Here is a 22,867-nt window from a genome sequence, read left to right as displayed (position 1 = left end):
CCTGCGGGTCATTCAGCCCACCATCGCCAAGGCCAAGCCCGCCGCCGCCGTGCCGCCGCCCAGGGCGCGCAGGGCCGTGCCGCGTTCCAGTATCCGCGCCGCGCCGATGCCCACCCCATGCAGCGCAAGTGTTGCCACCGCAAAGCCCGCAGCATAGGCGGCCAGCCCCGCCGCGGGGCCTTCCGCCCCATGCGCCCAGCCATGCGCCATGCCGAACAGCGCCACGCCGGGGACCATCGCCGCCAGCGGCAGGCGCGCGGCCATCGCGACAAGCGCGCCCAGGATCACGACCGAGGCAAGGATCATCGGCTCGACCCCCGGAAAGGGCAGCCCGGCAAAGCCCGCGGATCCGCCCGCGATCATGGTGCCAACGAAGGCCAGGGGCAGCGCCCAAAGCGCCCGGCCGCCGGCCTGCGCGGCCAGCAGGCCAAGCGCCACCATCGCCAGCAGGTGATCGGCGCCCCCCAGCGGATGCGACAAGCCCGACAGGAACTGGCCTTCGTCATGATGGCCGACATGGGCCAGGGCGGCCTGCGGCAGCAGAAGGGCGGCGGCAATGGAAATCTTTTTCATTCAAGCCTCGTGGCGGATCGGGTGGTGGACGGTGACCAGCTTGGTCCCGTCGGGGAAGGTGGCCTCGACCTGGACGGATTCGATCATGGCGGGAACGCCCTCCATGCATTGATCAGCGGTGATGACATGCGCGCCTGCCTGCATCAGGTCGGCTACGCTGCGCCCGTCGCGCGCGCCCTCGACCACGAAATCGGTGATGAGCGCGATCGCCTCCGGGTGGTTCAGCTTGACGCCGCGGGCCAGCCGGCCGCGCGCTACCATTGCGGCAACCGAGACCAGCAGCTTTTCGCGTTCGCGCGGGGAAAGGTTCATCGTCAGACCTGCCAGATGCGGGGAAGGGGATCGGGCCGCAGCGCGGCCAGAAGGCGGATGACCTGCCGGCGCAGCGGCCAGTCGTCGCGGGCCAGGCAGCGGACCACCAGCCGTCCCGGCGGGGCGCTTGCCGCGCCGGCGACGCCGGGTTCGTCTAGGACGGCGCGGGCGCGCGCCAGAAGGTCGGGTGCATGGGGCGCGACCACCGCCAGCGTCGCAAGGGCGCGGGCATCGCCCAGCAGGGCGGGGCCGTTCCGCCGAAGCAGCGCGGCGTCGTCCAGGGCCAGGGCGTCGTGGTGGATCAGCCGCCCGTCCCGGCGCACGGTGCGGCAGTCGCGAAAGCGGATGCGGGCTGGCTCCTCGCCCATGGCCAGGCGGCCCAGCACGATCATTTCCAGCAGCAGGCAGCCGGCGTCGGGGGCCAGATCCACCTGCGTGTCGCGGCAAAGCGCGCTGCCATCGAACAGGATGGTTTCCTGCGGCAGCCAGTCAAGCCAGCCGCCCGCGCCCACGGCAAGCCGAACCTCGGCCCGCGCAGGGGCCGCCTTGGCGCGATAGGCGCGCTCGGCGGTCTGGGTGGTTGCCAGCACCCGGGCGCCGGGCTGCAGGGTCACGGCAAAGGACAGCCGGTCGCCCGAGGCCAGCCCGCCCGAGGTGTTTAGAAAGGCGATCTCGGGCAGGCCCGCGGTCATGCGCGGCAGCATGGCCTTGGCGGACCCCGACTGCGCCAGATCGACAAGCCCTCGCGGGCCCATGACCACATGCGCAGCGCCGGTACTGCGCTGAAGACGGGGGGCTGGGGCGGAGGCATCGAACATGCCCTGAAGGGGCGGCGGGGCCCGGCAAAGGTCAATCGCGCGTCATTCGGCCGATGCCCGGTTGCTGCGCAGGGCAAGGCAGATTGCCAGTAAAGCGTGCAATATGCCCGCCAAACGATCAGTCGGGGAATGCTTGGCTGGCAGAGGCCAGCAGCCTCTGCCGCCGGGCAGGAGGGATCGCCGCCGTTTCGACCGCAGTAAAGACGTGCATGGTCCCAAGGCTGGCATCCACCACCGCGTGGTCGCTGACCCAGCCGCCGAGCGCCAGATAGCTTCGCAGCAGCGGCGGCATCCCGGCCATGGCCCGCCGCGGATCGTGGGGACCGGCCAGCGGGGCGCGGGCAAGCCGGAAGACATGGGGCGCCTTGATCCGCGGCCACCAGCGGCGGGGCGCCAGGTGGCGGGCCTGCAGCAGGGCGAAGGCCTGGGCGTGATCCGCGGGATCGGTTCCCCGGAAGCTGGAGCAGCCGAACAGCATCCGCGCGCCTGTCGCCTCGACCACGCGCGTCAGCGCGGCCCAGGCCAGGCGGATCACGTCCGGATCCTGGACATGGGGGTGGACGCAGAAGCGGCCCACCTCGACCAGGGGGCTGTCGAATGCCTCGAAGGCGCCGAGGTCGTAGAACTGGGCAGAGTAGCTGGCCCCGATGTCCCGCCCGCCCGGCAGCGGCAGGAAGCGGAAGCAGCAGACCAGCCGGCCGCTTGCCGCGTCGCTGATCAGCATATGGCCGCAGCGGTCATCATGGGCGTCGGACTCGATCTCGTCGCCGCTGGCGGCATCGCCGTCCCGTGCGACGAAGCACAGCCAGCGAAGGCGCTGCGCCCTGCGCAGGTCGTCGGCCGAGGCGGCCAGCCGCGCCAGATAGCGGCCCTTGCGGAATGGTGTCATGCGGCGGCCCCTTCAGGCTTCGACAGGCTGTTCCGACCCATGCCGTGACAGAACTGCGCCGCGTCAGTCGCCCATGCGGTCGCCCAGCACATCCTCGACATAGATCCGCTTGACCAGGATGATCGTCACCAGAAGCAAGGGCGTCGCCAGGATGATCCCGCCGAAGCCGAACAAGCCGCCGAAGGCCAGGATCGCCAGCACGGTCAGCGCGGGCGGCAGGTCGGCGGCATAGCGCTGGATCAGGGGCATCAGCAGGTTTCCCTCGACCTGCTGGATGACCACGAACAGCAGCGCGACATAGATGGCCAGATCGACCCCCTGGGTCAAGGCAAACAGCACCGCGGGGATCCCCGACAGGAACGGGCCGACGACCGGGATGATGTTGGTCAGCCCTGCGATCAGCCCCAGGACAAGAGCCAGGGGCACGTCCAGCAGCCACAAACCCAGGCCGGTGGCGACCGCGACCAGCAGCATGTCGGCCGCCTGCCCGCCCATCCAGCGGGCCAGCGCGCGGCCAAGCTCGTCCGCGATCTGCGCGGCGCGGGGGCGATAGGACAGCGCCACCAGCCGCAGCGCCCCGCCCCGGTACAAGGGTGCGTCAAGCGCCAGGAAGATCGCCACCGTCACCAGCAGCACAAGGTTCGCCACGCTGCCGAAGACCGTGGTCAGCGTCCCCGTGACATAGCCGAACAGCGATGGCAGAGTGCCTTCGGGCGCGGGGCTGCCGCCGCCGCTCTGGGCGTTCTCCATCCGCTGTTCAAGGAACTGCCCGACCGAACTGCCGGACAGCCAGTCGCTGACCTGGTCCCAGGCGGCGGGCAGGCTGCCCAGCAGTTGCTGGAACTGTTCCGAAATCGACGGCCCCGCCCAGACCACCACCCCCGCGATCACCAGTGCCGCCGCCAGGGCCGACAGCAGCACGCCGGGCTTGAAGCCCAGCCCTGTCCGGCGGTTCAGCAGGCTGGCCCCCGCCCGCAGCGCGATGGCGATCAGGATCGCGCCAAAGCCCATCAGCAGCACGTTCGACCATTGCCACATGGCGCCCAGCAGCAGCGCCAGGGCAAAGGCCAGAACGATCCCGCCGGGGCGCAGGCGCGGTTGTGGGGCGTCGGGGCGGTCGGTCATGGCCTTGGCCTTTCGTCTGTTTCGCCCGCATCATGCCTGCCTTGCCCGCAGATACCATCCCTGATAACCGGGCGCGGATGTCTTGACCGGGTGGGACTGTCCCGCCTGCCACAGCAAAAGGGACGCCCCATGGCCATCGAACGCACGCTTTCCATCATCAAGCCCGACGCCACCCGCCGCAACCTGACCGGCAAGATCAACGCCAAGTTCGAGGATGCGGGCCTGCGCATCGTCGCGCAAAAGCGCATCAAGCTGTCGGCCGAGCAGGCGGGCAAGTTCTACGAGGTCCACAAGGACCGCCCCTTCTATGGCGAACTGGTCGAGTTCATGGCATCCGAACCCGTCGTCGTGCAGGTTCTGGAAGGCGAGAACGCGATTGCCAAGAACCGCGAAGTGATGGGCGCGACCAACCCCGCCCAGGCCGACGAGGGCACCATCCGCAAGGAATTCGCGCTGTCCGTCGGCGAAAACTCGGTCCACGGGTCCGACGCGCCGGAAACGGCCAAGGAGGAGATCGCGTTCTTCTTCTCGGGGCTTGAACTGGTCGGCTGATCGGTTCGACGAGTGGTGAGATGGAAAGGGGCCGCAAGGCCCCTTTTCTTGTAGAGGCGGCCGCACCCTGCGGAACTATCCCCCCGTTGCACCCCCACCCCCATCCGCGCTATCCCCTTTTGAACCCAGACCAGCAGGAGACCCCACATGCGCGCGTTCGTCTTTCCAGGCCAGGGGGCGCAGACCATCGGCATGGGGCGCGAGCTGGCCGAGGTCTATCCCGCCGCGCGCGAGGTCTTTGACCGGGTGGACGAGGCGCTTGGGGAAAAGCTGTCGGAGCTGATCTGGACCGGCGATATCGAGACCCTGACGCTGACGCAGAACGCGCAGCCGGCCTTGATGGCGACCTCGATGGCGGCGTTCCGGGCGATGGAGACCGAGGGGATCACCATCCGGGACGCCAATTTCGTGGCGGGGCATTCGCTGGGCGAATACTCGGCCCTTTGCGCGGCGGGGGCCCTGACGCTGGAGGATACGGCGCGGCTGCTGCGCCTGCGCGGCCAGGCCATGCAAGAGGCCGTGCCCGTGGGGCAGGGCGCGATGGCCGCGATCCTGGGGCTGGATTTCGCGACCGTCGATCGCATCGCGCGAGAGGCCGGGGGCGAGGGGGTGGTGCAGGCCGCCAACGACAACGATCCTGGGCAGGTCGTGATCTCGGGCAACAAGGACGCCGTGGAGCGCGCCGCCGCCGCGATGAAGGAGGCGGGGGCCAAGCGGGCGCTGATGCTGCCGGTTTCCGCGCCCTTCCATTCGGTGCTGATGCAGCCCGCCGCGGCGGTCATGGCCAACGCGCTTGCGGGCGTGGACATCCAGCCCCCGGCCGTGCCGCTGGTCGCCAATGTCCGCGCCGAGGCGGTGACGGAGCCCGGCGCGATCCGGCGGCTGCTGGTCGAGCAGGTGACCGGCACCGTCCGCTGGCGCGAATCCATCGCCAACATGGCCGCCGCCAGCGTGACCGAGTTCTGGGAGATCGGCGCGGGCAAGGCCTTGTCCGGCATGATCAAGCGCATCGCCAAGGATGCGGTCGTGCGCAACGTGGGCGCCCCCGCGGACATCGCGGCGCTGAAGGGCTGAGCCCCGGGGGCTTTCTGCCCCCGGACCCCCGAGGATATTTGGATGAAGAAGAAGGATCAGCCATGTTCGATCTGACAGGCAAGACGGCCCTGGTGACGGGCGCATCGGGCGGCATCGGCGGCGCCATTGCCCAGGCCCTCCACGGGGCGGGCGCAACGGTCGCCCTGTCCGGCACGCGCGAGGGGCCGCTGAACGAACTGGCTTCGACCCTGGGGGACCGGGCGCATGTGGTGCCTGCAAACCTGTCGGACCCCGAGGCTGCGGCCGGGCTGGTCAAGGAGGCGGCGGGGGCCATGGGATCGGTCGACATCCTGGTCAACAATGCCGGGATCACGCGCGACAACCTGTTCATGCGCATGTCCGACGAGGAATGGAGCCAGGTCATGGACGTGAACCTGACCGGCGTCTTCCGCCTGTCGCGGGCGGCGCTGCGCGGCATGATGAAGGCCCGCTGGGGGCGGATCGTCAACATCACCTCGGTCGTGGGGGCTACGGGCAATCCGGGGCAGGGCAACTATGCCGCGGCCAAGGCGGGCCTTGTGGGGATGTCGAAGTCGCTGGCCTACGAGGTCGCAAGCCGGGGCATCACGGTGAACTGCGTGGCGCCGGGCTTTATCGCGACGCCCATGACCGACAGCCTGACCGACGACCAGAAGGGCAAGATCCTGTCCCAGATCCCCGCCGGCCGCATGGGCACGCCCGAGGAGATCGCGGCGGCGGTCCTGTATCTTGCCAGTCCCGAGGCGGCCTATGTCACCGGCGCCACGCTGCATGTGAACGGCGGCATGGCCATGGTCTGAGGCAACCCTTTCAATCGAAAGCGGTTGCAAGAGGGTTCACGGGTGCTATATCCCCCGCTTTAGCAGCAGGGGAACCGCCCTGGGCTGAACCGGGCCTGTTGTGCCCGCGGAAAACTGGGCGGATGCCCGCGAGAATGAGGATGTGACATGAGCGATATCGCTGATCGCGTGAAGAAGATCGTGGTCGAGCATCTGGGCGTCGAGGAAGACAAGGTGGTCGAATCCGCCTCGTTCATCGACGACCTGGGGGCCGACAGCCTCGACACCGTCGAGCTGGTCATGGCGTTCGAGGAAGAATTCGGGATCGAGATCCCGGACGACGCCGCCGAAACCATCCAGACCGTCGGCGATGCGGTGACCTTCATCAAGGGCGCGGTCTGATCCGCATTCTTGCCACGAACGGCATTCCGAAACGGCGTCCTTGCACAGGCAGGGGCGCCGTTTTCCTTTGAAGTTGCTGCTTCGGAACCGGCTGCGCCGGGCCGCCGTTGGTCCGCGAACCAAAGGATGAAGGAGACGATCATGGCCGTCGCATTGAAGGGGCTTTCCGACAACGCCCGCAAGACCTCGATCTCGGAACTGAACGGGCGGCTGGCCGATTCCATCGCCTTGGCGCTTGCGGTCAAGCAGGCGCATTGGAACGTGAAGGGGCGCAACTTCATCGCCGTGCATGAACTGTTCGACACCGTTCACACCAACCTGCGCGAACAGATCGACGTCATGGCCGAACGGGTGCAGCAATTGGACGGCGTGGCCATCGGCACGGCCGAAAAGGTGTCGGGCGCGACCACGCTGCCGGAATACCCCACCGACCTGACCCGGGCCGAGGATCATATCCGCGCGCTTTGCGACCGCTTCCGCGACCATGGCGAAAGGCTGCGGATCGCCATCGATGCCACGGACGAGGCGGGCGATGCCGATACCGCCGACATCTTCACCGCCGCGTCCCGCAGCGTGGACAAGGACCTGTGGTTCATGGAAAGCCATCTGGAGGAGTGACGGCCCGGGCCGCGTCCTAGCGGCCCAGTTTGGCGTGAACCTCGTCCAGGTCGATCTCGCCCAGCGGCATCTTGTTGTCGGGGTTGTCGAAGTCGTACCGGAACAGCTGGAAGTCGTCCTTGTATATCTCCCAGGTCAGGTGGCGCGCCAGGTCGTCGAAGTAGTCGCTGACCTTGTGTGCCCGCTTGGGGCCGTGTCCCTCGGATTCGTTGAAGCGGGGCACGGCGGCCAGATCGACGGGCACGGGGGTGCTTGCGCCCGACAGGACGCCGGCCATCCCGTCGTTGAAGGTTTCGGTGAAGAAGATCCGGTCGTAGCGGCCGCCGTTGGCGATGAAGGTGCCGACATGGCCCGACATGGCGGACCAGTGGATGTCGGGTTCCATGGGGCGGCGGAAGCGGATGGTGTCGCGCGCGAACAGCAGGAAGCGGCGGAAGCTGGCGATCTGGTCGAAGTCGAAGCCGTTTTCCGGGCTGCCCACCTCGATCCCGTAACGCTGGGCCAGTTGCGGCACCAGGTTGCCCCGATAGCGCCGGCCGTTCCGCTGGATGCCGGCGATCTTGTCGAAGAAGGACGACAGGATGCGGGCATATGGGTTGCGCACGCAAGTGAAGGTCAGGGCATCGGCCCGGACGACAGCCTGTTCGATCAAGGGCTTGCTGCGGTCCTGTGACCATTTGTGCAGCCCGTCGGTCGAATCATGGATGTCGCCGTCGAAGAACCGGCCGTGATCGGAATAGAACATGATCTGCCCGATGGTCGAGCAGGCGCATTTCGGCACCACCCGATAGATCAGGCTTTCGCTTTCGGTCATCCAGACGCCGGGAAAACCCATCGCCATTCTCCTTATTGGGGTGCCCGGCTTGCTCCTTCGCGTCAAACGCGGCTAGACACAAAAACCAAATGCTGGCGGAAGATTCAACGCCTTCAATGGAATTGTGACCAGAACCGAAAGCACGCTGCCGATGGCCCGTATCGCCTTCATTCTGCTGACCCACAAGGATCCGCAAGGTGTGGTTGATCAGGCGCGCCGGCTGACGGCCGCGGGCGACTATGTCTCGATCCACTATGACCGCGGCGCGCCGGCCGATGGCTATCGCCTGATCCGCGAGGCGCTTGCGGGCCATCCGGGCGTCACCTTTGCGCCGGTTCGCATCCGCTGCGGCTGGGGCGAATGGTCGCTGGTCGCCGCCACACTGGCCGCCCTGCGCGCGGCCGAACGCGCTTTTCCGGAAGCCACGCATTTCTACATGCTGTCGGGCGACTGCATGCCGATCAAGTCGGCGGAATATGCGCGCGATTTCCTGGACCGCGACGATTGCGACTATGTCGAATCCTTCGATTTCTTCGACAGCGACTGGATCAAGACCGGCATCAAGGGCGAGCGGCTGGCCTATCGGCACTGGTTCAACGAGCGCAGGAACAAGCGCCTGTTCTATGCCAGCATGAGGGTGCAGAAATGGCTGCGGCTGGACCGTCCCCTGCCGCGCGGCATCCAGGTGATGATCGGGTCGCAATGGTGGTGCCTGCGCCGCCAGACGGTCGAAGCTGTGCTGGGCCTGATCGCCGACCGGCCGGATCTGGTCCGCTTCTTCCGCACCACCTGGATCCCGGACGAGACCTTCTTCCAGACGCTTGTCGCCCATCTGGTTCCAAAGGCCGAGATCCGCCGCCGGTCCCCCACCTGCCTGATGTTCACCGACTACGGGATGCCGGTGACATTCTACAACGACCATTACGACCTGCTGATCCGCCAGGACTATCTGTTCGCCCGCAAGATCAGCGCCGAGGCGCAGGATCTGCGCGCAAGGCTGGGCGCCCTGTGGCAGGCCAAGGATGTCAGCTTCGCTATCTCGAACGAGGCGCCGCGCCTGTTCCGCTTCCTGACCGGGCGGGGCCGGGTCGGCCGGCGCTTCGCTCCCCGCTTCTGGGAGGACGACGGGGCGGGGCGCGACCGGGTGATCTGCCTGGTGGTCGCAAAGAAATGGCACTGGGCCAAGCGGCTGACGGCGGCAATCCGCGCGCGGACCGAGGTTCCGGCGGTGGATTACATCTTCAACGAACGCGAGGCCGCCTTGCCCGACCTGGGCGGGATCGCCTCCACCGTCGCCAAGCGGGAACGGCATCGCCGCGCCCTGGTCCGGCTGCTGCTCGAGGATTTCGGCGCGAACCGGCTTGTGCTGTGCCTCGACCCCTCGGCCCTGACCTTGATCGCCGATTTCATGAATGACCGGGCCCAGACGCGGATCCTGTTCATCGATGGCCAGTTCGACGAGGATTACCTGCGGGGCCATATGCGCCGGATCGGCCTGTCCGGTCCCGCCACGCCGGATCCGGTGGTCCGGCAGCTGCTGCCGATCCTTGCCAGCGACCTGGCCCACGAGGCCGAGCGTCTGCGCGACATGGCCGGTGCGCGTCTGGCAGTGCTTTCACCCTCGGCCCCCTTGCCTGCCAATGCCGATGCCATCGCGCGGTTTCTGGACCTGCCCGCCGACGTCGCGCATGATCTGGCGCAGACGCCGCATCTGTTTGCCGATTGATTAAAGGAACGCCCATGGCCCTTGCTTATGACGACACCAACATCTTCGCCCGCATCCTGCGCGGCGAGATCCCCTGCGACAAGGTGGCCGAGAACGACCACGCCCTGGCCTTCCGCGACATCCGTCCGCAGGCGCCGGTGCATGTTCTGGTGATCCCGAAGGGCGCCTATGTCAGCTTCGACGATTTCGCGGCCAATGCCTCGGACGCCGAGATCCTGGGCTTTACCCGGCTGTGCGCACAGGTCTGCATGTCCGAGGGCGTGGACCTGGCCGGGGGGAACCAGGGCTTCCGCGCCGTCGCCAACACCGGCCACCACGGCGTGCAAGAGGTGCCGCATTACCACCTGCACATCATGGGCGGGCGGGTGATGGGGCCGATGCTGTCCCGCCAAGGCTAGGGGCGCGTCATTTCCACAAACACGTCCTCAAGGTCGGGCTGCTCGGTCGCGACATCCAGGATGGGGACACCTGCGCCGCGCAGCGCGTCCAGCAACTGATCGGCACGGATCCGTGACGGGGGATAGCTGATCGCCAGCCGCCCGTCGCCCCGCCATTCGGGATGCGCGCCGTCCGGCAGCGGGGGCAGGGCTGTGGGCCCGCCCGTGTCCAGCACCAGCGTCTTGCCGTCGGCCCGCGACAACAGGCTGCGCGTGTCCTGCCGCACCACGAGGGTGCCATGGTTGATGATGGCGATCTCGTCGCACATCTGCTCGGCTTCCTCCAGGTAATGGGTGGTCAGGATGATGGTCATGCCCTGGCGGTTCAACTCGCGGACGTTGTTCCACAGCATCTCGCGCAGGGTGATGTCCACGCCCGCCGTGGGTTCGTCCAGCACCAGGATCTGCGGGCGATGCACCAGGGCCTTGGCCAGCAGAAGCCGCCGCCGCATCCCGCCGGACAGGTTGCGGGCATAGGCATTGGCCTGGTCGGTCAGGCCCACCAGTTCCAGCAGCTCGTCCGTCCAGCGTTCGGATTTCGGCACGCCGTAAAGCCCCGCCTGCACCTCCAGGCTGGCGCGGGGGGTGAAGAACGGGTCCATGTTCAGTTCCTGCGGCATCACCCCGATGGCCGCGCGCGACTGGCGCGGGTTCACGTCCTGGTCGAAGCCCCAGATCGTCACCTTGCCCGCCGTCTTGTTGACCAGCCCCGCCAGGATGTTGATCATCGTGGACTTGCCCGCCCCGTTCGGCCCCAGCAGCCCGAAGATGCTGCCTGACGGGATGGTCAGGTCGATCCCCTTCAGCGCCTGCTTGGCGGGCGCGTTGCCTTGGGCGGCATAGGTCTTTTGCAACCCTGCGATCTCGATGGCGTTGGGCATTTCACTGATCCCCCTTGACGGGTTGCGACGGCTTGCGAAGGCAGGCTGCGCTGCGGTATGGGGCCTTAGACCAGATGCCGCCCGCCGCCACAAGAAGGCCAGCCATGACCCAACACATTCCGCCTGAAAACTCGCTGTCGACCGAACAGACGGATCTGTCCGAACTGCGCCTGCCCCCGCCCGCGATCCAGACCGTGACCACCTGGAAGGTCGCCTGCGACGGCGACGATGCCGGGGGCCTGGGCCATCCGCGCGTCTGGCTGGCGATTTCCCCGGAAACGGGCTTCGTCGATTGCGGCTATTGCGACAAGCGCTTCGTGATCGACCGCGGCCACGCCCACGACGACCACTAGGTCTTGACGGGCCCGGGCGCCTTGGTGCCCCGGCACCGATCCGAACAATAGCGAACCTGGTCCCAGTCCCGCGCCCATTTCTTGCGCCAGGTGAAGGGCCGCCCGCAGCAGGCGCAGATCTTGCTGGGCAGGTCGCCCTTGCGAACCATTCTGGGCATTGCCACCTTCTGCATTTCGCCGGAACCAAGGCGCGTCTGGAAACCACGGCGCGATCATGCCAGAACCGGGTCCGGAATCGGAAAGGAACATGGCGATGAGCGACGGCTTCGGCAAGGGCTGCCACCTGCACCTGATCGACGGATCGGCCTTCATCTTCCGGGCCTATCACGCCCTGCCGCCGCTGACGCGCAAGTCCGACGGCCTGCCGGTCGGCGCGGTCGCCGGTTTCTGCAACATGCTGTGGAAATACGTCACTGACGAACGCGGGTCGGACGCGCCGACCCATGCGGCGGTGATCTTCGACCATTCGTCCAAGACCTTCCGCAACGACATCTACAACGCCTACAAGGCCAACCGCCCCGAGCCGCCCGAGGATCTGCGCCCGCAGTTCCCGCTGACCCGCGACGCCACCCGCGCCTTCAACATCGCCTGCATCGAGACCCAGGGCTACGAGGCCGACGACATCATCGCCGCCCTGTCCTGCAAGGCACGCGATGCGGGCGGGGCGGTCACGATCATCAGCAGCGACAAGGATCTGATGCAGCTTGTGGGCGACGGCGTGCAGATGCTGGACCCGATCAAGGGCAAGCCCATCGACCGCGACGAGGTGTTCGAGAAGTTCGGCGTCTGGCCCGACCGGGTGGTGGACGTGCAGGCGCTTGCGGGGGACGCCGTGGACAACGTGCCGGGCGCGCCGGGCATCGGCATCAAGACGGCCGCGCAACTGATCACCGAATACGGCGACCTGGAAACCCTGCTGGCGCGGGCAGGCGAGATCAAGCAGCCCAAGCGCCGCCAGACCCTGATCGACCATGCTGAACAGATCCGCATCTCCAAGCGGTTGGTCGAACTGGACTGCAACACGCCGCTGGATTTCACGCTGGACAGCCTTGAGGTGAAGGCCCCCGATGCAGCCCAGTTGCTGGGTTTCCTGTCCGAGATGGAGTTTCGGACCCTGACCGTCCGCGTGGCGGAAAAGCTGGGGGCAAAGGCGCCGCCGGTCGTGTCCGCCCCGGTGCGCGATGCGCCCGCTGTCCCCGACCTGCCGCCGATCGACCGGGCGGCTTATGAAACGATCACCGACGGCGCAGGTCTGGACCGCTGGATCCAGATGATCCGCGACGCCGGCCAGGTGGCTATCGACACGGAAACCACGGGTCTTGATGAAATGCAGGCCGATCTGGCGGGCATCTGCCTGGCCGTGGCGCCGGGCCGGGCCTGCTATATCCCTGTGGGCCATGTGGCAGGCGGCGACGACCTGTTCGGGCAGTCTGCCCCCGTCGCGGGCCAGTTGCCGCTGGCCGATGTGCTGGCCGCGCTGAAGCCGCTGCTGGAGGATCCGGCGATCCTGAAGATCGGCCAGAACCTGAAATACGACTGGAAGATGCTGGCCCGCCACGGAGTCCGCATGGCCCCCCTGGCCGATACCATGCTGATGTCATACGCGCTGAACGCGGGCACCCATAACCACGGCATGGACGAACTGGCCGAACGCTACCTGGGCCACAAGTGCATCGCCATCAAGGAATTGATCGGCAGCGGCAAGTCGCAGATCAACTTTGCCCAGGTGCCCATCGACAAGGCCGCGCCCTATGCGGCGGAAGACGCTGATGTCACCCTGCGCCTGTTCCAGCATTTCGCGCCGCTTCTGCCGGTGGAACGCGTGACCACTGTCTATGAGACGACCGAACGTCCCATCGTCCCCGTCCTGGCGGAGATGGAGATGGCCGGCATCCGCATCGACGCCGAGGTGCTGCGCCGCATGTCGGGCGCCTTTGCGCAGAAGATGGCGGCGCTGGAGGACGAGATCTACGCTCTCGCGGGCCAGAAATTCACCATCGGCAGCCCCAAGCAGCTGGGCGAGATCCTGTTCGACAAGATGGGCATGACCGGCGGCAAGACCGGCAAGACCGGCGCCTTTTCCACAAGCGCCGACGTGCTGGAGGATCTGGCCGCCGAGGGTCATGACCTGCCCGCGCGCATCTTGGACTGGCGCCAGATCTCCAAGCTGAAATCCACCTATACCGACGCCTTGCCAACCTTCGTGAATCCGGACACGGGGCGCGTCCATACCAGCTATTCCATTGCGGGGGCGCAGACCGGGCGGCTGGCATCCACCGACCCGAACCTGCAGAACATCCCCGTCAGGACCGAGGAAGGCCGCCGCATCCGCGAGGCCTTCATCGCCGCCGAAGGGCATCGCCTCGTCAGCCTGGATTACAGCCAGATCGAGTTGCGGATCCTGGCCCATGTCGCCGACATTCCGGCGCTGAAGCAGGCCTTCCGCGAGGGCATCGACATCCACGCCATGACCGCCAGCCAGATGTTCGGCGTGCCGGTGGAAGGGATGGACCCGATGATCCGCCGCCGCGCCAAGGCGATCAACTTCGGCGTGATCTATGGCATCTCGTCCTTCGGGCTTTCGCGCAACCTGCGCATCCCGCGGGCCGAGGCGCAGGACTTCATCGACACCTATTTCCAGCGTTTCCCCGAAATCCGCGCCTACATGGACCGCACCATCGCCGACGCAAAATCCGACGGCAGCGTGCGCACCCTGTTCGGGCGGCGCATCAACACGCCGGGCATCAACCAGTCCGGACCTGCGGCGGGGGGCGCGCGGCGGGCGGCGATCAACGCCCCGATCCAGGGGGCGGCCGCCGACATCATCCGCCGCGCCATGATCCGGATGCCCGCCGCCATTGCCCATCTGCCCGCGCGAATGCTGCTGCAGGTCCATGACGAACTGGTCTTCGAGGTGCGAGAGGATGCCGTGGACGACCTGATCACGGTCGCCCGCGGGGTGATGGAAAACGCCGCCGAGCCTGCCGTGAAGCTGTCGGTGCCGCTGGTCGTCGATGCGGGCACCGGAATGAACTGGGCCGAGGCGCATTGATGGGCCACGGCCATTCGCACGCGCACGGCCATTCCCATGGCCATCACCACGGCCACGGCGATGCGGCGATCGGCTGGGCCGTTGTCGTCAACCTGGCGCTGACGGCGGCGCAGATCGTCGGCGGATATGCCGCCGATTCGACCGCCCTGATCGCGGACGGGATCCACAACCTTTCCGACGCCCTGGCGCTTGTGCTGGCCTTCGGTGCGCGCAGGCTGGCCCGCCGGGCTGCCACGCCCGACTGGTCCTATGGCTGGGGCCGGGCGGAAATCGTTGCGGCCTTCGTCAACTATCTGGCGCTGATCGCGATTTCCATCTGGCTGGCGGTCGAGGCGCTTGCCCGCCTGACCGATCCGCCGCAGGTGGCGGGCGGGCTGGTGATGGGGCTGGCGGCCTTCGCCCTGGTCGTCGATCTGGCGACGGCGGCGCTTGTCTGGCGCGCGGCCAAGGACAGCGCCAATATCCGCGCCGCCTTCCTGCACAACCTGGCGGATGCGGGCGTGTCGGTGGCCGTCATCGGGGGCGGGGCGCTGATCTGGGCCTTTGGCTGGAACCTTGCCGACCCGATCCTGACGCTGGCGATCTCGGCCGTGATCCTTTGGCATATCGGGATGGAAATCGGCCCGGTCTTCCGGATGCTGATGCTGGCCGCCCCGCCGGGCAGCGATCCCGGCGCGGTGCTGTCAGCCCTGCGCGGCCTGCCGGGCGTCACGGATGCCCATCACCTGCACCTGTGGCAGATCGACGAAAAACGCGCGGCGGCATCCGTCCATTTGGTCGTCGGGGCCGATGATCCCTTTGCCATCACGCGCGCGGCAAAGGAAATGTTGGCCCATGACCACGGCATAGCCCATGCCACCATCGAGATCGAGCCGCCGGAAGCCTGCGCCGACCACAAGGGCCATCGCCACGCCTGAGATGCGGTGCCTGTGAACCGCCCCCTATACCGCCGACGAATGACTGGTCGGCGCGGCCGTATAGGCGTCCAGCATATTGGCGACCATGCGCGCAAGCGGCCGGCCTTCTGGCGTGATCCTCAATCCCCAGGGGCCAAGCTGGACCATGTTGCCGAATTGCGCGACAAGGGGATCGAAGGCCTGCTGCAACTGGGCGGGCGTCAGGCCGTAGTCGCGGGCCATTTCCGCCGCATCCACCCGGAAATCGCACATCACCTGCTCGATCATCCGGCCGCGCCACAGATCCTCGGGCGTGAAGGCATGGCCCCTGGCATGGGGCAGGCGACCCTCGCGGATATGGGCGGTATAGGCGCCGGTCGCGGGGGCATTCTGCGCGTAACCCTGCGGGAAGCGGGAGATTGAGGATGCGCCAAGGCCCAGCAGAACCTGCGCCCCGTCGTCGGTATAGCCCTGGAAGTTGCGCCGCAACCGCCCCGCCTTTTGCGCAACCGCCAGCCCGTCGCCAGGGCGCGCGAAATGGTCGATGCCGATCTCGGCGTAACCATCGGCCACGAATAGGTCGCGGGCGGTGTTGAACAGGGTCAGCCGATCCTCGTTGCCGGGCAGGGCGTCCTCGGGGATCATCACCTGGCGCTTGGACATCCAGGGCACATGGGCATAGCCATACAGCGCCACCCTGTCGGGCGACAGGGCCAAGAGCTTCTGCACGGTTTCCGAAATGCGGTTCCGGTCCTGATGCGGCAGGCCATAGAGGATGTCGGCATTCAGGCTGGCGATGTCATGGCTGCGGATCAGGTCCACTGCCTGGCCCGTCAGATCGAACGATTGCTGGCGGCCGATGGCGTCCTGGATCCTGGGATCGAAGTCCTGCACCCCGATCGAGGCGCGGTTCATCCCCGAGGCCGCAAGCGCGGCCATGCGGGCGGCGTCGATTTCCGACGGGTCGATCTCGACCGAGAACTCGGCCCCTTCGGCCATCGGCACCACGTCGAAGATCGCATCCGCCAGGCGCCGCATCTGGTCGGGCGGCAGCAGCGTGGGCGTGCCCCCGCCCCAGTGCAGCCGCGACAGGCGTATCCCGCGCGGCAGGTGGCGGCGCAGCAGATCCAGTTCCGCCAGGACCGTGTCGACATAGGCCATGACCGGGTCCAGCGTCTTTGTGCCCTGCGTGCGGCAGGCGCAGAACCAGCACAGCCTGCGGCAAAACGGCACGTGAAGGTACAGCGAGATCGCCGTGCGCTGGGGCATGGACTCCAGCCAACCCGTGACCATATTGGCGTTCATGCCTGGTTTGAATTGTGTCGCGGGGGGATAGCTCGTGTAGCGCGGAACGCGCGAATCAAACAGGCCCAGCCGCTTCAGTTGCGAAACATTGCTCATGGGATTAGCATTAGGTGACAACGCGCGAGAATGCCTTGACCCAGATCAACCAGAAATCCCCCGGCCACGAGACCGGGGAACGCTGTGGCGAATGCCCGATCCGGTACCGCGCCGTTTGCGCCCATTGCGAGACCGACGAGCTGGCGCTGCTTGAGACCATGAAGTTCTATCGCAGCTTCGAGCCCGGCCAGCCGATCGTCTGGGGGGGCGAGCAGATGGATTTCGTGGGCTCGGTCATCTCGGGGGTGGCGGCCTTGACCCAGACGCTCGAGGACGGGCGGACGCAGATGGTGGGCCTTTTGCTGCCCAGCGACTTCCTGGGCCGCCCCAGCCGCGACGTCGCCGCGTATAACGCGACCGCCGCGACAAGGGTCGTGATGTGCTGTTTCCGCCGCAAGCCGTTCGAGCAGATGATGCGGCAGACCCCCCATGTCGCGCATCGGCTGCTGGAGATGACGCTGGACGAACTGGACGCGGCGCGTGAATGGATGCTGCTTCTGGGCCGCAAGACCGCGCGGGAGAAGATCGCATCCTTCATCGCCATCATCGCCCGGCGCGAGGCTGCGCTGCTGAAGCGCAATCCCGGCGGGCGGATGCGGATCGAGCTGCCGCTGACGCGCGAGGCGATGGCGGATTACCTGGGCCTGACCCTTGAAACCGTCAGCCGCCAGATCAGCGCCCTGAAACGCGACGGCGTGATCGAACTGGAAGGCAAGCGCACCATCGTCCTGCCCGATTTCGGCCGGCTGGTCGAGGAATCGGGCGACGACGCCGACGGCGGCTACTTCAGCTAGGACCAGTCGATCGGGATCGCGGGAATGGCTGCGACCAGCGATCGGCTGTGGTCGTTCCGGGGCGCGTCCAGGATCTGTTGGGTCGGCCCCTCCTCGACGATGCGGCCCGCCTTCATGACCAGGACGCGGTCAGTGATGCCGCGCACGACCGACAGGTCGTGGCTGATGAACAGGTAGGACAGCCTGTGATCCCTTTGCAGCCGGGCCAGCAGGTCCAGCACCTGGGCGCGGACACGCACGTCAAGCGCGCTGACGGCTTCGTCCAGGACGATCAGGGCAGGGCGAATGATCAGCGCGCGCGCGATGGCAAGGCGCTGGCGCTGGCCGCCGCTGAACTGGTGGATGAACTTGCGGGCGTCCGTGGGCTGCAGCCCGACCTCGGCCAGGGCTTCGGCAACGCGTTTGCGCCAGTCGGGCGGGCGGCCGGTCAGGTGGAAGGGCTCGGCCAGCAGGCGGTCCACCCGCCAGCGGGGATCGAAGCTGCCGAAGGGATCCTGGAACACCACCTGCATCCGCGCGCGCAGGCCGCGCGGCATGAGCCGTCCCGCATCCACGACCTGCCCGTCAAGCGTGATGCGCCCGGCTTGCAACGGTTCCAGCCCCAGGATCGCGCGGGCTAGGGTGGACTTGCCGCAGCCCGATTCCCCCACCAGCCCGACGCTTTCGCCGCGCCCGATGGTCATGCTGATTCCGTCCAGGGCGCGAAGGCCGCCATCCGCGGTGCGGTAGTCGCGGACCGCCCCCTCCACCTGCACAAGGGGTGTCGGGAAATCGCTCGCAGGCCGTGCCGGCGCAGGGCGCGAGGCGTCGAGAAGCTGGCGGGTATAAGGGTTGCGGGGGTCGCGGAACAGCGATCCGGTCGGGCCTTCCTCGGCGATCCGTCCGTTTTGCATCACGGCCACCCGGTCGGCCATTCCCGCCACGACTGCCAGGTCATGCGTGATCAGCAGCAGGGCCATCCCCTCGTCCCGCCCCAGGTCCTTCAGCAGATCCAGGATCCGCGCCTGGGTGGTCACATCAAGCGCGGTCGTGGGTTCGTCGGCGATCAGCAGGTCGGGGCGAAGCGCGATGGCAAGGGCGATTGCCACCCGCTGGCGTTGCCCGCCCGACAGTTCATGCGGGTATAGGCCCAGCGGAAACCGGGGTGCGGGCAGGCCCACGCGATCCAGCCGTTCCCGCGCCTGCCCCAGGGCGGCGCGGCGGTTAAGGCCTTGGTGCAGGCGCAGCACCTCGGCCACCTGGTCGCCGATGGTCATCAGCGGGTTCAGCGCGGTCATCGGTTCCTGGAAGATCATGCCGATGCGCGCGCCCCTGATCCGGCACAGTTCGCGTTCCGGCAGGGCCAGCAGGTTCCGCCCGTCAAGCGCGACCTGCCCCAAGGCCCGCGCCCGCTGCGGCAGAAGGCCCATCACCGCAAGCGCGGTCATCGACTTGCCGCTGCCCGATTCGCCCACCAGGCCGGTCACTTGGCCCGGCACCAGATCCAGCGACACGCGGTCCAGCACCCTCCGCCCGTCAAGGACCACGGACAGATCCGCGACCCGAATCACCGCAGCACCCGCAGCCGGGGGTCAAGCCTGTCGCGCAAGCCGTCGCCCAGCAGGTTCAGCCCCAGCACGGTCAGCACGATGCAAAGGCCGGGAATGATCGCCGCATGCGGGGCCAGCGACACCATGGTCTGCGCCTCGGCCAGCATCCGCCCCCAGCTTGGCGTGGGGGGCTGGGCGCCAAGGCCCACATAGGACAGCCCGGCCTCGGCCAGGATGGCAAGGCTGAACTGGATGGTGGCCTGCACGATCAGCAGGCTGGCGATGTTGGGCAGGACATGCTGGACGCTGATCAGGACCGCGCCCTTGCCCGCCACCCGCGCCGCGCGAATATAGTCCAGCACCCAGATCGGCAGCGCCGCGCCGCGCGTCACGCGGGCAAAGACCGGGATGTTGAAGATGCCGATGGCGATCATCGCATTTGTGGCAGACGGTCCCAGAACGGCCGTCATCAGGATCGCGATCACCAGCGACGGAAAGGCGAAGACCAGGTCGTTGCCCCGCATCACGATCTCGTCCACCCAGCCGCCGCGTCGGGCCGCCGCCAGCAGTCCCAGCGGCACGCCAGCGGCCATGCCGACCGCCACCGCGACAAGCGCCACCGCCAGCGAGGTCTGCGCCCCCAGCATCGCCATGGACAGGATGTCGCGGCCCAACTGGTCGGTGCCGAACCAATGCACGCCCGAGGGCGGCATCAGCTTCTGCGCGATGGCCAGCCGGGCGACGTCGTGCGGCGTCCAGAAGGACGAGACGACGGCCGCCAGCAACGCAAGCCCCGCAAGGGCGCAGCCCAGGACCAGGCCGATCCTCATGCGCGGCGCAGCCGGGGGTCCACGGCGGCATAGGCCAGGTCCACCAGAAAGGTCACGGCCATGACCGCCGCGACCAGGACCAGCACCGCCGACTGCACCACGATCAGGTCGCGCTGCGTGATGGCCTGGAAGATCATCCGCCCCAGGCCCGGCAAGTAGAAGACATTCTCTATGATGATCGCGCCCGCCAGCAGAAAGCTGAACTGCATTCCCAGGATCGTCAGGACCGGGATCAGCGCGTTGCGCAAGGCGTGGCGGCGCAGGGCCTGCGACGCGCTCAGACCCTTGGCGCGGGCGGTGCGGACATAGTCCTGGCCCATCGTCTCGATCAGCGCGGACCGCAGGACGCGGGCCAGGATCGCGGCCTGGGGCAGGGCCAGGGCCACGGCGGGCAGGATCAGCGACCGCAGCGCGGGGACGGGGTCGGACCAGCCCGGAAAGCCGCCGGCGGGCAGCCATTGCAGGTTCACGGCAAAGACCAGGACCAGCAGCATCGCCAGCCAGAAGTTGGGCAGCGCCACGCCCAGATGCGCCGCGCCCATCGCCAGCGCATCGCCGGTCCGGCGGTGGCGGCCCGCTGCAAACAGCCCGACCGGCAGCGCGACCGCCGCCGCCAGCAGCAGCGCCAGCACCGCCAGGGGCAGCGACACCTGCAAGCGGTCCAGGATCATGCCTGCGACCGGCGTCTTGTAGGTGAAGCTGGTGCCGAAATCCCCCTGAAGGATCGCCCCCGCCCATGCCGCGTATCGCAGCGGCAGGGGCTGGTCCAAGCCAAGCTGGGTGCGCAGGGCCGCAAGGGTTTCGGGCTGGGCGCCGGTGCCCAGCATGAAGCTGGCCGGATCGCCCGGCACCAGTTCAACAACCGAAAAGATCAGGACCGAGGCCGCCAGAAGGCTTGCCCCCATCACGAACATCTGGCGCAGAAGGTATCGCAGCATCCCGCCTTGCTACCTTGCCGCGCGGGGCCGGTAAAGCAGTCAGCCGGCTTCGCCCTGCGGATACCAGTTGGCGATCACGACCAGGCTGCCGGCGTCGGATGCCTCGACCAGGCGGGCGAATTCCTGCACGTCGCTGCCCCGGTGGTGATAGGGAAAGACCGAAACCGGCCGGAAATCCCCCACCGCATCCGCCGCCTGCTGCACGGTCATCGTGTAGGGCAGGTTCATCGGCAGGAAGGCGACCTCGATGTTTTCCAGGGCGCGCATCTCGGGCGTGTCCTCGGTGTCGCCCGCGATGTAGAATCGCTTGTCGCCGATGGTCAGGACATAGCCGTTGTCGCGGCCCTGGGGGTGATACTGCTGCTTGTCCGCGCTTGTGTTATAGGCGGGCACGGCCTCGATCAGCATCCCGATGGCCTGGGCCTGGTCGCCATTCGCCATCGCGGTTGCGCGCGACTGCATCTCGGCGGGCAGCATCGCGTGGACGGCCGGGTTGGCGATGATCGCCACGGCGGGCAGGGCCTGCAGGGTGGGCAGGTCGAAATGGTCGCCATGTTCATGCGTGATCAGGATCAGCGACGGCTGCGGCTTGCCTTGATACGCGTCCGCGCCGCCCACCGGATCGACATAGATCACGCCGCCCGGCGTCTCGACCACCATCGAGGCGTGATCGACCGGGTGAAAGACGACCTGGCCCCCCTCGACCGGAAAGGAAAACGAGGTCGGCGTCTGGGTCTGGGCCAGGGACAGGCGCGGCATGATGGTGGCGGCGCTTGCGGCAAGGCCCAGGATCAGGCTGGTGCGGCGGCTGAGGATCATGAGGATTCTCCGGAACACGAAAAGGGGAACGCGGGTTGAACACCACCGTCGCCGGGGCGGTTCCCTTGCCGCCCCTGTCGGGTGCAGGCAGGATGGCGGAGTAATCCGGAATCGGGGGAACTATGACACATCTGTGGGTGCGGGCCGAAAGCCGCGCGAACGAGGATCGGGTGGGCATCACCCCCGAAGGCGTGGCCGCGCTGATCGCCCGGGGCATGACCGTCACGGTCGAGGACAGCCCCCGCCGCGTGTTGCCCACCGATGCCTATGTCAGGGCCGGCGCCACCATCGTGCCCGAGGGAAGCTGGCCCACCGCCCCCGACGACGCGATCATCTTCGGCCTGAAGGAACTGCCCGAGGACGGCACCCCCCTGCGCCACCGCCACGTCATGTTCGGCCATGCCTATAAGGGACAGCCAGCGGGCCAGGCGCTGCTGCGCCGCTTTCTTGCCGGGGGCGGGCGCTTGTATGACCTGGAATACCTGACGGATGATACGGGCCGCCGCCTTGCGGCCTTTGGCTATTGGGCGGGCTATGCGGGGGCGGCGGTTTCGCTGAAGGCATGGGCGGCCCAGCAGCGGGGCGGCCTTTGCGGGCCGGTCCATGCCTATCCCGACAAGACCCTGCTGCAGGATGAGTTGCGCGCCCAACTGGACGCGACCGGCCAGCCGCGCCCCCATGCCCTGGTCATCGGCGCAATGGGCCGGGTCGGTACCGGCGCGGCCGACCTGCTTGTCGCGATGGGCGTGCCCGTCACCCGCTGGGACATGGCCGAAACCGCGCATGGCGGCCCCTTCCCCGAGGTTCTGGCGCATGACCTGTTCATCAACGCGATCCTGGCCCAGCCCGGCGCGCCGGTCTTTGTCCCGGCAAGTGCCGTGGCCCCAGGACGGCGGCTGACGGTGATCGGGGACGTGGCCTGCGATCCCAGCAGCGACTTTTCCCCCATCAAGGTTTATGACCGCACGACGACTTGGGACCAGCCCGCCCTGCGCGTGGCGGACAATCCGCCCCTGGACGTGGTGGCCATCGACAACCTTCCCTCGATGCTGCCGCGCGAAAGTTCCGAGGATTATGCCGGGCAACTGCTGCCGGTGCTGTCGGATCTGGATCGCATCGATGATGGCGCATGGGGCCGCGCGGGCGGGCTTTTCGACAAGCATGCCAAGGGTCTGACACAGACGTGATGCGGCTGTGATGGGACCGGGCGGAACGCGGGCGGGCGGGGCGATGTTCCGCCCGCGATCCATTCCAT

At 67.6% G+C, this 22,867-nt stretch carries 25 protein-coding genes; 12 read left to right on the top strand and 13 right to left on the bottom strand.

Features of this window, described 5'->3' with window-relative positions:
• Positions 1–12: 12 nt before the first annotated feature.
• The 5 genes from FIU66_RS12845 to FIU66_RS12825 all read right to left on the bottom strand — a co-directional run bounded on the left by FIU66_RS12845 (position 13) and on the right by FIU66_RS12825 (position 3,717).
• Entirely contained in the window at positions 13–573 is a 561-nt protein-coding gene (locus FIU66_RS12845) for a HupE/UreJ family protein (RefSeq protein ID WP_167623131.1), read from the bottom strand.
• Positions 574–885: an urease subunit gamma gene (locus FIU66_RS12840; RefSeq protein WP_167623130.1), complete on the bottom strand. Its 312-nt coding sequence runs from the start codon at positions 883–885 to the stop codon at positions 574–576.
• 2 nt (positions 886–887) lie between these two features.
• A complete protein-coding gene (locus FIU66_RS12835) occupies positions 888–1,703 on the bottom strand; it encodes an urease accessory protein UreD (RefSeq protein WP_167623129.1) in 816 nt (271 codons plus the stop codon).
• Positions 1,704–1,821: 118 nt separating this feature from the next.
• Positions 1,822–2,592, bottom strand: coding sequence for a GNAT family N-acetyltransferase (locus tag FIU66_RS12830; protein ID WP_167623128.1), 771 nt, complete (start codon positions 2,590–2,592; stop codon positions 1,822–1,824).
• Positions 2,593–2,655: 63 nt separating this feature from the next.
• Entirely contained in the window at positions 2,656–3,717 is a 1,062-nt protein-coding gene (locus tag FIU66_RS12825) for an AI-2E family transporter (RefSeq protein WP_167623127.1), read from the bottom strand.
• 129 nt (positions 3,718–3,846) lie between these two features.
• On the opposite strand from FIU66_RS12825, the gene ndk reads away from it, so the two are divergent.
• From ndk to dps, 5 genes are all read left to right on the top strand, one after another.
• Positions 3,847–4,269, top strand: coding sequence for a nucleoside-diphosphate kinase (ndk, locus tag FIU66_RS12820; protein WP_126156352.1), 423 nt, complete (start codon positions 3,847–3,849; stop codon positions 4,267–4,269).
• Positions 4,270–4,416: 147 nt separating this feature from the next.
• Positions 4,417–5,343, top strand: coding sequence for an ACP S-malonyltransferase (gene fabD, locus FIU66_RS12815; protein ID WP_167623126.1), 927 nt, complete (start codon positions 4,417–4,419; stop codon positions 5,341–5,343).
• 62 nt (positions 5,344–5,405) lie between these two features.
• Complete coding sequence (fabG, locus tag FIU66_RS12810) at positions 5,406–6,143, top strand: 3-oxoacyl-ACP reductase FabG (RefSeq protein WP_167623125.1); 738 nt, start codon at positions 5,406–5,408, stop codon at positions 6,141–6,143.
• Between the two features lie 147 nt (positions 6,144–6,290).
• On the top strand, positions 6,291–6,524 hold the full coding sequence (locus FIU66_RS12805; protein WP_089387089.1) for an acyl carrier protein: 234 nt from the start codon (positions 6,291–6,293) through the stop codon (positions 6,522–6,524).
• A gap of 126 nt (positions 6,525–6,650) precedes the next feature.
• On the top strand, positions 6,651–7,142 hold the full coding sequence (gene dps, locus FIU66_RS12800) for a DNA starvation/stationary phase protection protein Dps (RefSeq protein ID WP_167623124.1): 492 nt from the start codon (positions 6,651–6,653) through the stop codon (positions 7,140–7,142).
• 16 nt (positions 7,143–7,158) lie between these two features.
• On the opposite strand, the gene FIU66_RS12795 is transcribed toward dps, so the two are convergent.
• A complete protein-coding gene (locus FIU66_RS12795; protein WP_167623123.1) occupies positions 7,159–7,977 on the bottom strand; it encodes a sulfotransferase family protein in 819 nt (272 codons plus the stop codon).
• A 130-nt stretch (positions 7,978–8,107) separates the two neighbouring features.
• Here FIU66_RS12795 and FIU66_RS12790 point away from each other — a divergent pair, with 130 nt between their 5' ends.
• Together FIU66_RS12790 and FIU66_RS12785 are read left to right on the top strand one after the other, a co-directional pair.
• The gene (locus tag FIU66_RS12790; protein ID WP_167623514.1) at positions 8,108–9,682 is read left to right on the top strand and encodes a DUF5928 domain-containing protein; all 1,575 of its coding nucleotides are present in this window, start codon (positions 8,108–8,110) and stop codon (positions 9,680–9,682) included.
• Positions 9,683–9,696: 14 nt separating this feature from the next.
• On the top strand, positions 9,697–10,080 hold the full coding sequence (locus FIU66_RS12785) for a histidine triad nucleotide-binding protein (protein ID WP_167623122.1): 384 nt from the start codon (positions 9,697–9,699) through the stop codon (positions 10,078–10,080).
• Here FIU66_RS12785 and FIU66_RS12780 read toward each other — a convergent pair.
• Complete coding sequence (locus tag FIU66_RS12780) at positions 10,077–11,000, bottom strand: ABC transporter ATP-binding protein (RefSeq protein WP_167623121.1); 924 nt, start codon at positions 10,998–11,000, stop codon at positions 10,077–10,079. The two genes, FIU66_RS12785 and FIU66_RS12780, sit on opposite strands and share 4 nt — an antisense overlap.
• A 164-nt stretch (positions 11,001–11,164) precedes the next feature.
• On the opposite strand from FIU66_RS12780, the gene FIU66_RS12775 reads away from it, so the two are divergent.
• A complete protein-coding gene (locus FIU66_RS12775; protein ID WP_167623513.1) occupies positions 11,165–11,353 on the top strand; it encodes a zinc-finger domain-containing protein in 189 nt (62 codons plus the stop codon).
• Here the strand turns inward: FIU66_RS12775 and FIU66_RS12770 are convergent.
• Positions 11,350–11,511, bottom strand: coding sequence for a DUF2256 domain-containing protein (locus FIU66_RS12770; protein WP_167623512.1), 162 nt, complete (start codon positions 11,509–11,511; stop codon positions 11,350–11,352). The genes FIU66_RS12775 and FIU66_RS12770 overlap by 4 nt on opposite strands.
• 95 nt (positions 11,512–11,606) lie before the next feature.
• Here FIU66_RS12770 and polA point away from each other — a divergent pair, with 95 nt between their 5' ends.
• A complete protein-coding gene (polA, locus tag FIU66_RS12765; RefSeq protein WP_167623120.1) occupies positions 11,607–14,405 on the top strand; it encodes a DNA polymerase I in 2,799 nt (932 codons plus the stop codon).
• Positions 14,405–15,322 (top strand): cation diffusion facilitator family transporter, encoded by a 918-nt coding sequence (locus FIU66_RS12760; RefSeq protein ID WP_167623119.1) that lies wholly within the window; start codon positions 14,405–14,407, stop codon positions 15,320–15,322. The genes polA and FIU66_RS12760 overlap by 1 nt, the downstream gene beginning before the upstream one ends.
• A 24-nt stretch (positions 15,323–15,346) precedes the next feature.
• Here the strand turns inward: FIU66_RS12760 and hemN are convergent, their stop codons facing one another.
• Positions 15,347–16,702, bottom strand: a complete 1,356-nt coding sequence (hemN, locus tag FIU66_RS12755) for an oxygen-independent coproporphyrinogen III oxidase (RefSeq protein WP_167623118.1) — start codon at positions 16,700–16,702, stop codon at positions 15,347–15,349.
• Between the two features lie 44 nt (positions 16,703–16,746).
• On the opposite strand from hemN, the gene fnrL reads away from it, so the two are divergent.
• The gene (gene fnrL, locus FIU66_RS12750) at positions 16,747–17,496 is read left to right on the top strand and encodes a transcriptional regulator FnrL (RefSeq protein WP_240544785.1); all 750 of its coding nucleotides are present in this window, start codon (positions 16,747–16,749) and stop codon (positions 17,494–17,496) included.
• On the opposite strand, the gene FIU66_RS12745 is transcribed toward fnrL, so the two are convergent.
• From FIU66_RS12745 to FIU66_RS12730, 4 genes are read right to left on the bottom strand one after another with little or no spacing between them, the layout of a single operon-like run.
• On the bottom strand, positions 17,493–19,046 hold the full coding sequence (locus FIU66_RS12745; RefSeq protein ID WP_167623117.1) for an ABC transporter ATP-binding protein: 1,554 nt from the start codon (positions 19,044–19,046) through the stop codon (positions 17,493–17,495). The two genes, fnrL and FIU66_RS12745, sit on opposite strands and share 4 nt — an antisense overlap.
• Positions 19,043–19,855 carry an ABC transporter permease gene (locus FIU66_RS12740; RefSeq protein ID WP_167623116.1) on the bottom strand — a complete coding sequence of 271 codons (813 nt, stop codon included), beginning with the start codon at positions 19,853–19,855 and terminating at the stop codon, positions 19,043–19,045. Before FIU66_RS12740 ends, FIU66_RS12745 begins: the two co-directional genes overlap by 4 nt.
• Positions 19,852–20,793, bottom strand: a complete 942-nt coding sequence (locus FIU66_RS12735) for an ABC transporter permease (RefSeq protein ID WP_167623115.1) — start codon at positions 20,791–20,793, stop codon at positions 19,852–19,854. Before FIU66_RS12735 ends, FIU66_RS12740 begins: the two co-directional genes overlap by 4 nt.
• 39 nt (positions 20,794–20,832) lie before the next feature.
• Entirely contained in the window at positions 20,833–21,612 is a 780-nt protein-coding gene (locus FIU66_RS12730) for an MBL fold metallo-hydrolase (RefSeq protein ID WP_167623114.1), read from the bottom strand.
• 122 nt (positions 21,613–21,734) lie between these two features.
• On the opposite strand from FIU66_RS12730, the gene FIU66_RS12725 reads away from it, so the two are divergent.
• Complete coding sequence (locus tag FIU66_RS12725; protein WP_167623113.1) at positions 21,735–22,799, top strand: saccharopine dehydrogenase; 1,065 nt, start codon at positions 21,735–21,737, stop codon at positions 22,797–22,799.
• Positions 22,800–22,867: the final 68 nt, after the last annotated feature.

Origin of the sequence: Paracoccus sp. AK26 (assembly GCF_011801365.1) — a bacterium.
GTDB lineage: Bacteria > Pseudomonadota > Alphaproteobacteria > Rhodobacterales > Rhodobacteraceae > Paracoccus > Paracoccus aerius.
This window is presented reverse-complemented; position numbering and strand designations above follow the sequence as displayed.

Excerpts from the sequence above, each read along its gene's own strand:
- FIU66_RS12845 (WP_167623131.1), bottom strand. The coding sequence starts at position 573 with ATGAAAAAGATTTCCATTGCCGCCGCCCTTCTGCTGCCGCAGGCCGCC.
- FIU66_RS12840 (WP_167623130.1), bottom strand. The coding sequence starts at position 885 with ATGAACCTTTCCCCGCGCGAACGCGAAAAGCTGCTGGTCTCGGTTGCC.
- FIU66_RS12835 (WP_167623129.1), bottom strand. The coding sequence starts at position 1,703 with ATGTTCGATGCCTCCGCCCCAGCCCCCCGTCTTCAGCGCAGTACCGGC.
- FIU66_RS12830 (WP_167623128.1), bottom strand. The coding sequence starts at position 2,592 with ATGACACCATTCCGCAAGGGCCGCTATCTGGCGCGGCTGGCCGCCTCG.
- FIU66_RS12825 (WP_167623127.1), bottom strand. The coding sequence starts at position 3,717 with ATGACCGACCGCCCCGACGCCCCACAACCGCGCCTGCGCCCCGGCGGG.
- ndk (WP_126156352.1), top strand. The coding sequence starts at position 3,847 with ATGGCCATCGAACGCACGCTTTCCATCATCAAGCCCGACGCCACCCGC.
- fabD (WP_167623126.1), top strand. The coding sequence starts at position 4,417 with ATGCGCGCGTTCGTCTTTCCAGGCCAGGGGGCGCAGACCATCGGCATG.
- fabG (WP_167623125.1), top strand. The coding sequence starts at position 5,406 with ATGTTCGATCTGACAGGCAAGACGGCCCTGGTGACGGGCGCATCGGGC.
- FIU66_RS12805 (WP_089387089.1), top strand. The coding sequence starts at position 6,291 with ATGAGCGATATCGCTGATCGCGTGAAGAAGATCGTGGTCGAGCATCTG.
- dps (WP_167623124.1), top strand. The coding sequence starts at position 6,651 with ATGAAGGAGACGATCATGGCCGTCGCATTGAAGGGGCTTTCCGACAAC.
- FIU66_RS12795 (WP_167623123.1), bottom strand. The coding sequence starts at position 7,977 with ATGGGTTTTCCCGGCGTCTGGATGACCGAAAGCGAAAGCCTGATCTAT.
- FIU66_RS12790 (WP_167623514.1), top strand. The coding sequence starts at position 8,108 with ATGGCCCGTATCGCCTTCATTCTGCTGACCCACAAGGATCCGCAAGGT.
- FIU66_RS12785 (WP_167623122.1), top strand. The coding sequence starts at position 9,697 with ATGGCCCTTGCTTATGACGACACCAACATCTTCGCCCGCATCCTGCGC.
- FIU66_RS12780 (WP_167623121.1), bottom strand. The coding sequence starts at position 11,000 with ATGCCCAACGCCATCGAGATCGCAGGGTTGCAAAAGACCTATGCCGCC.
- FIU66_RS12770 (WP_167623512.1), bottom strand. The coding sequence starts at position 11,511 with ATGCCCAGAATGGTTCGCAAGGGCGACCTGCCCAGCAAGATCTGCGCC.
- polA (WP_167623120.1), top strand. The coding sequence starts at position 11,607 with ATGAGCGACGGCTTCGGCAAGGGCTGCCACCTGCACCTGATCGACGGA.
- FIU66_RS12760 (WP_167623119.1), top strand. The coding sequence starts at position 14,405 with ATGGGCCACGGCCATTCGCACGCGCACGGCCATTCCCATGGCCATCAC.
- hemN (WP_167623118.1), bottom strand. The coding sequence starts at position 16,702 with ATGAGCAATGTTTCGCAACTGAAGCGGCTGGGCCTGTTTGATTCGCGC.
- FIU66_RS12740 (WP_167623116.1), bottom strand. The coding sequence starts at position 19,855 with ATGAGGATCGGCCTGGTCCTGGGCTGCGCCCTTGCGGGGCTTGCGTTG.
- FIU66_RS12735 (WP_167623115.1), bottom strand. The coding sequence starts at position 20,793 with ATGCTGCGATACCTTCTGCGCCAGATGTTCGTGATGGGGGCAAGCCTT.
- FIU66_RS12730 (WP_167623114.1), bottom strand. The coding sequence starts at position 21,612 with ATGATCCTCAGCCGCCGCACCAGCCTGATCCTGGGCCTTGCCGCAAGC.
- FIU66_RS12725 (WP_167623113.1), top strand. The coding sequence starts at position 21,735 with ATGACACATCTGTGGGTGCGGGCCGAAAGCCGCGCGAACGAGGATCGG.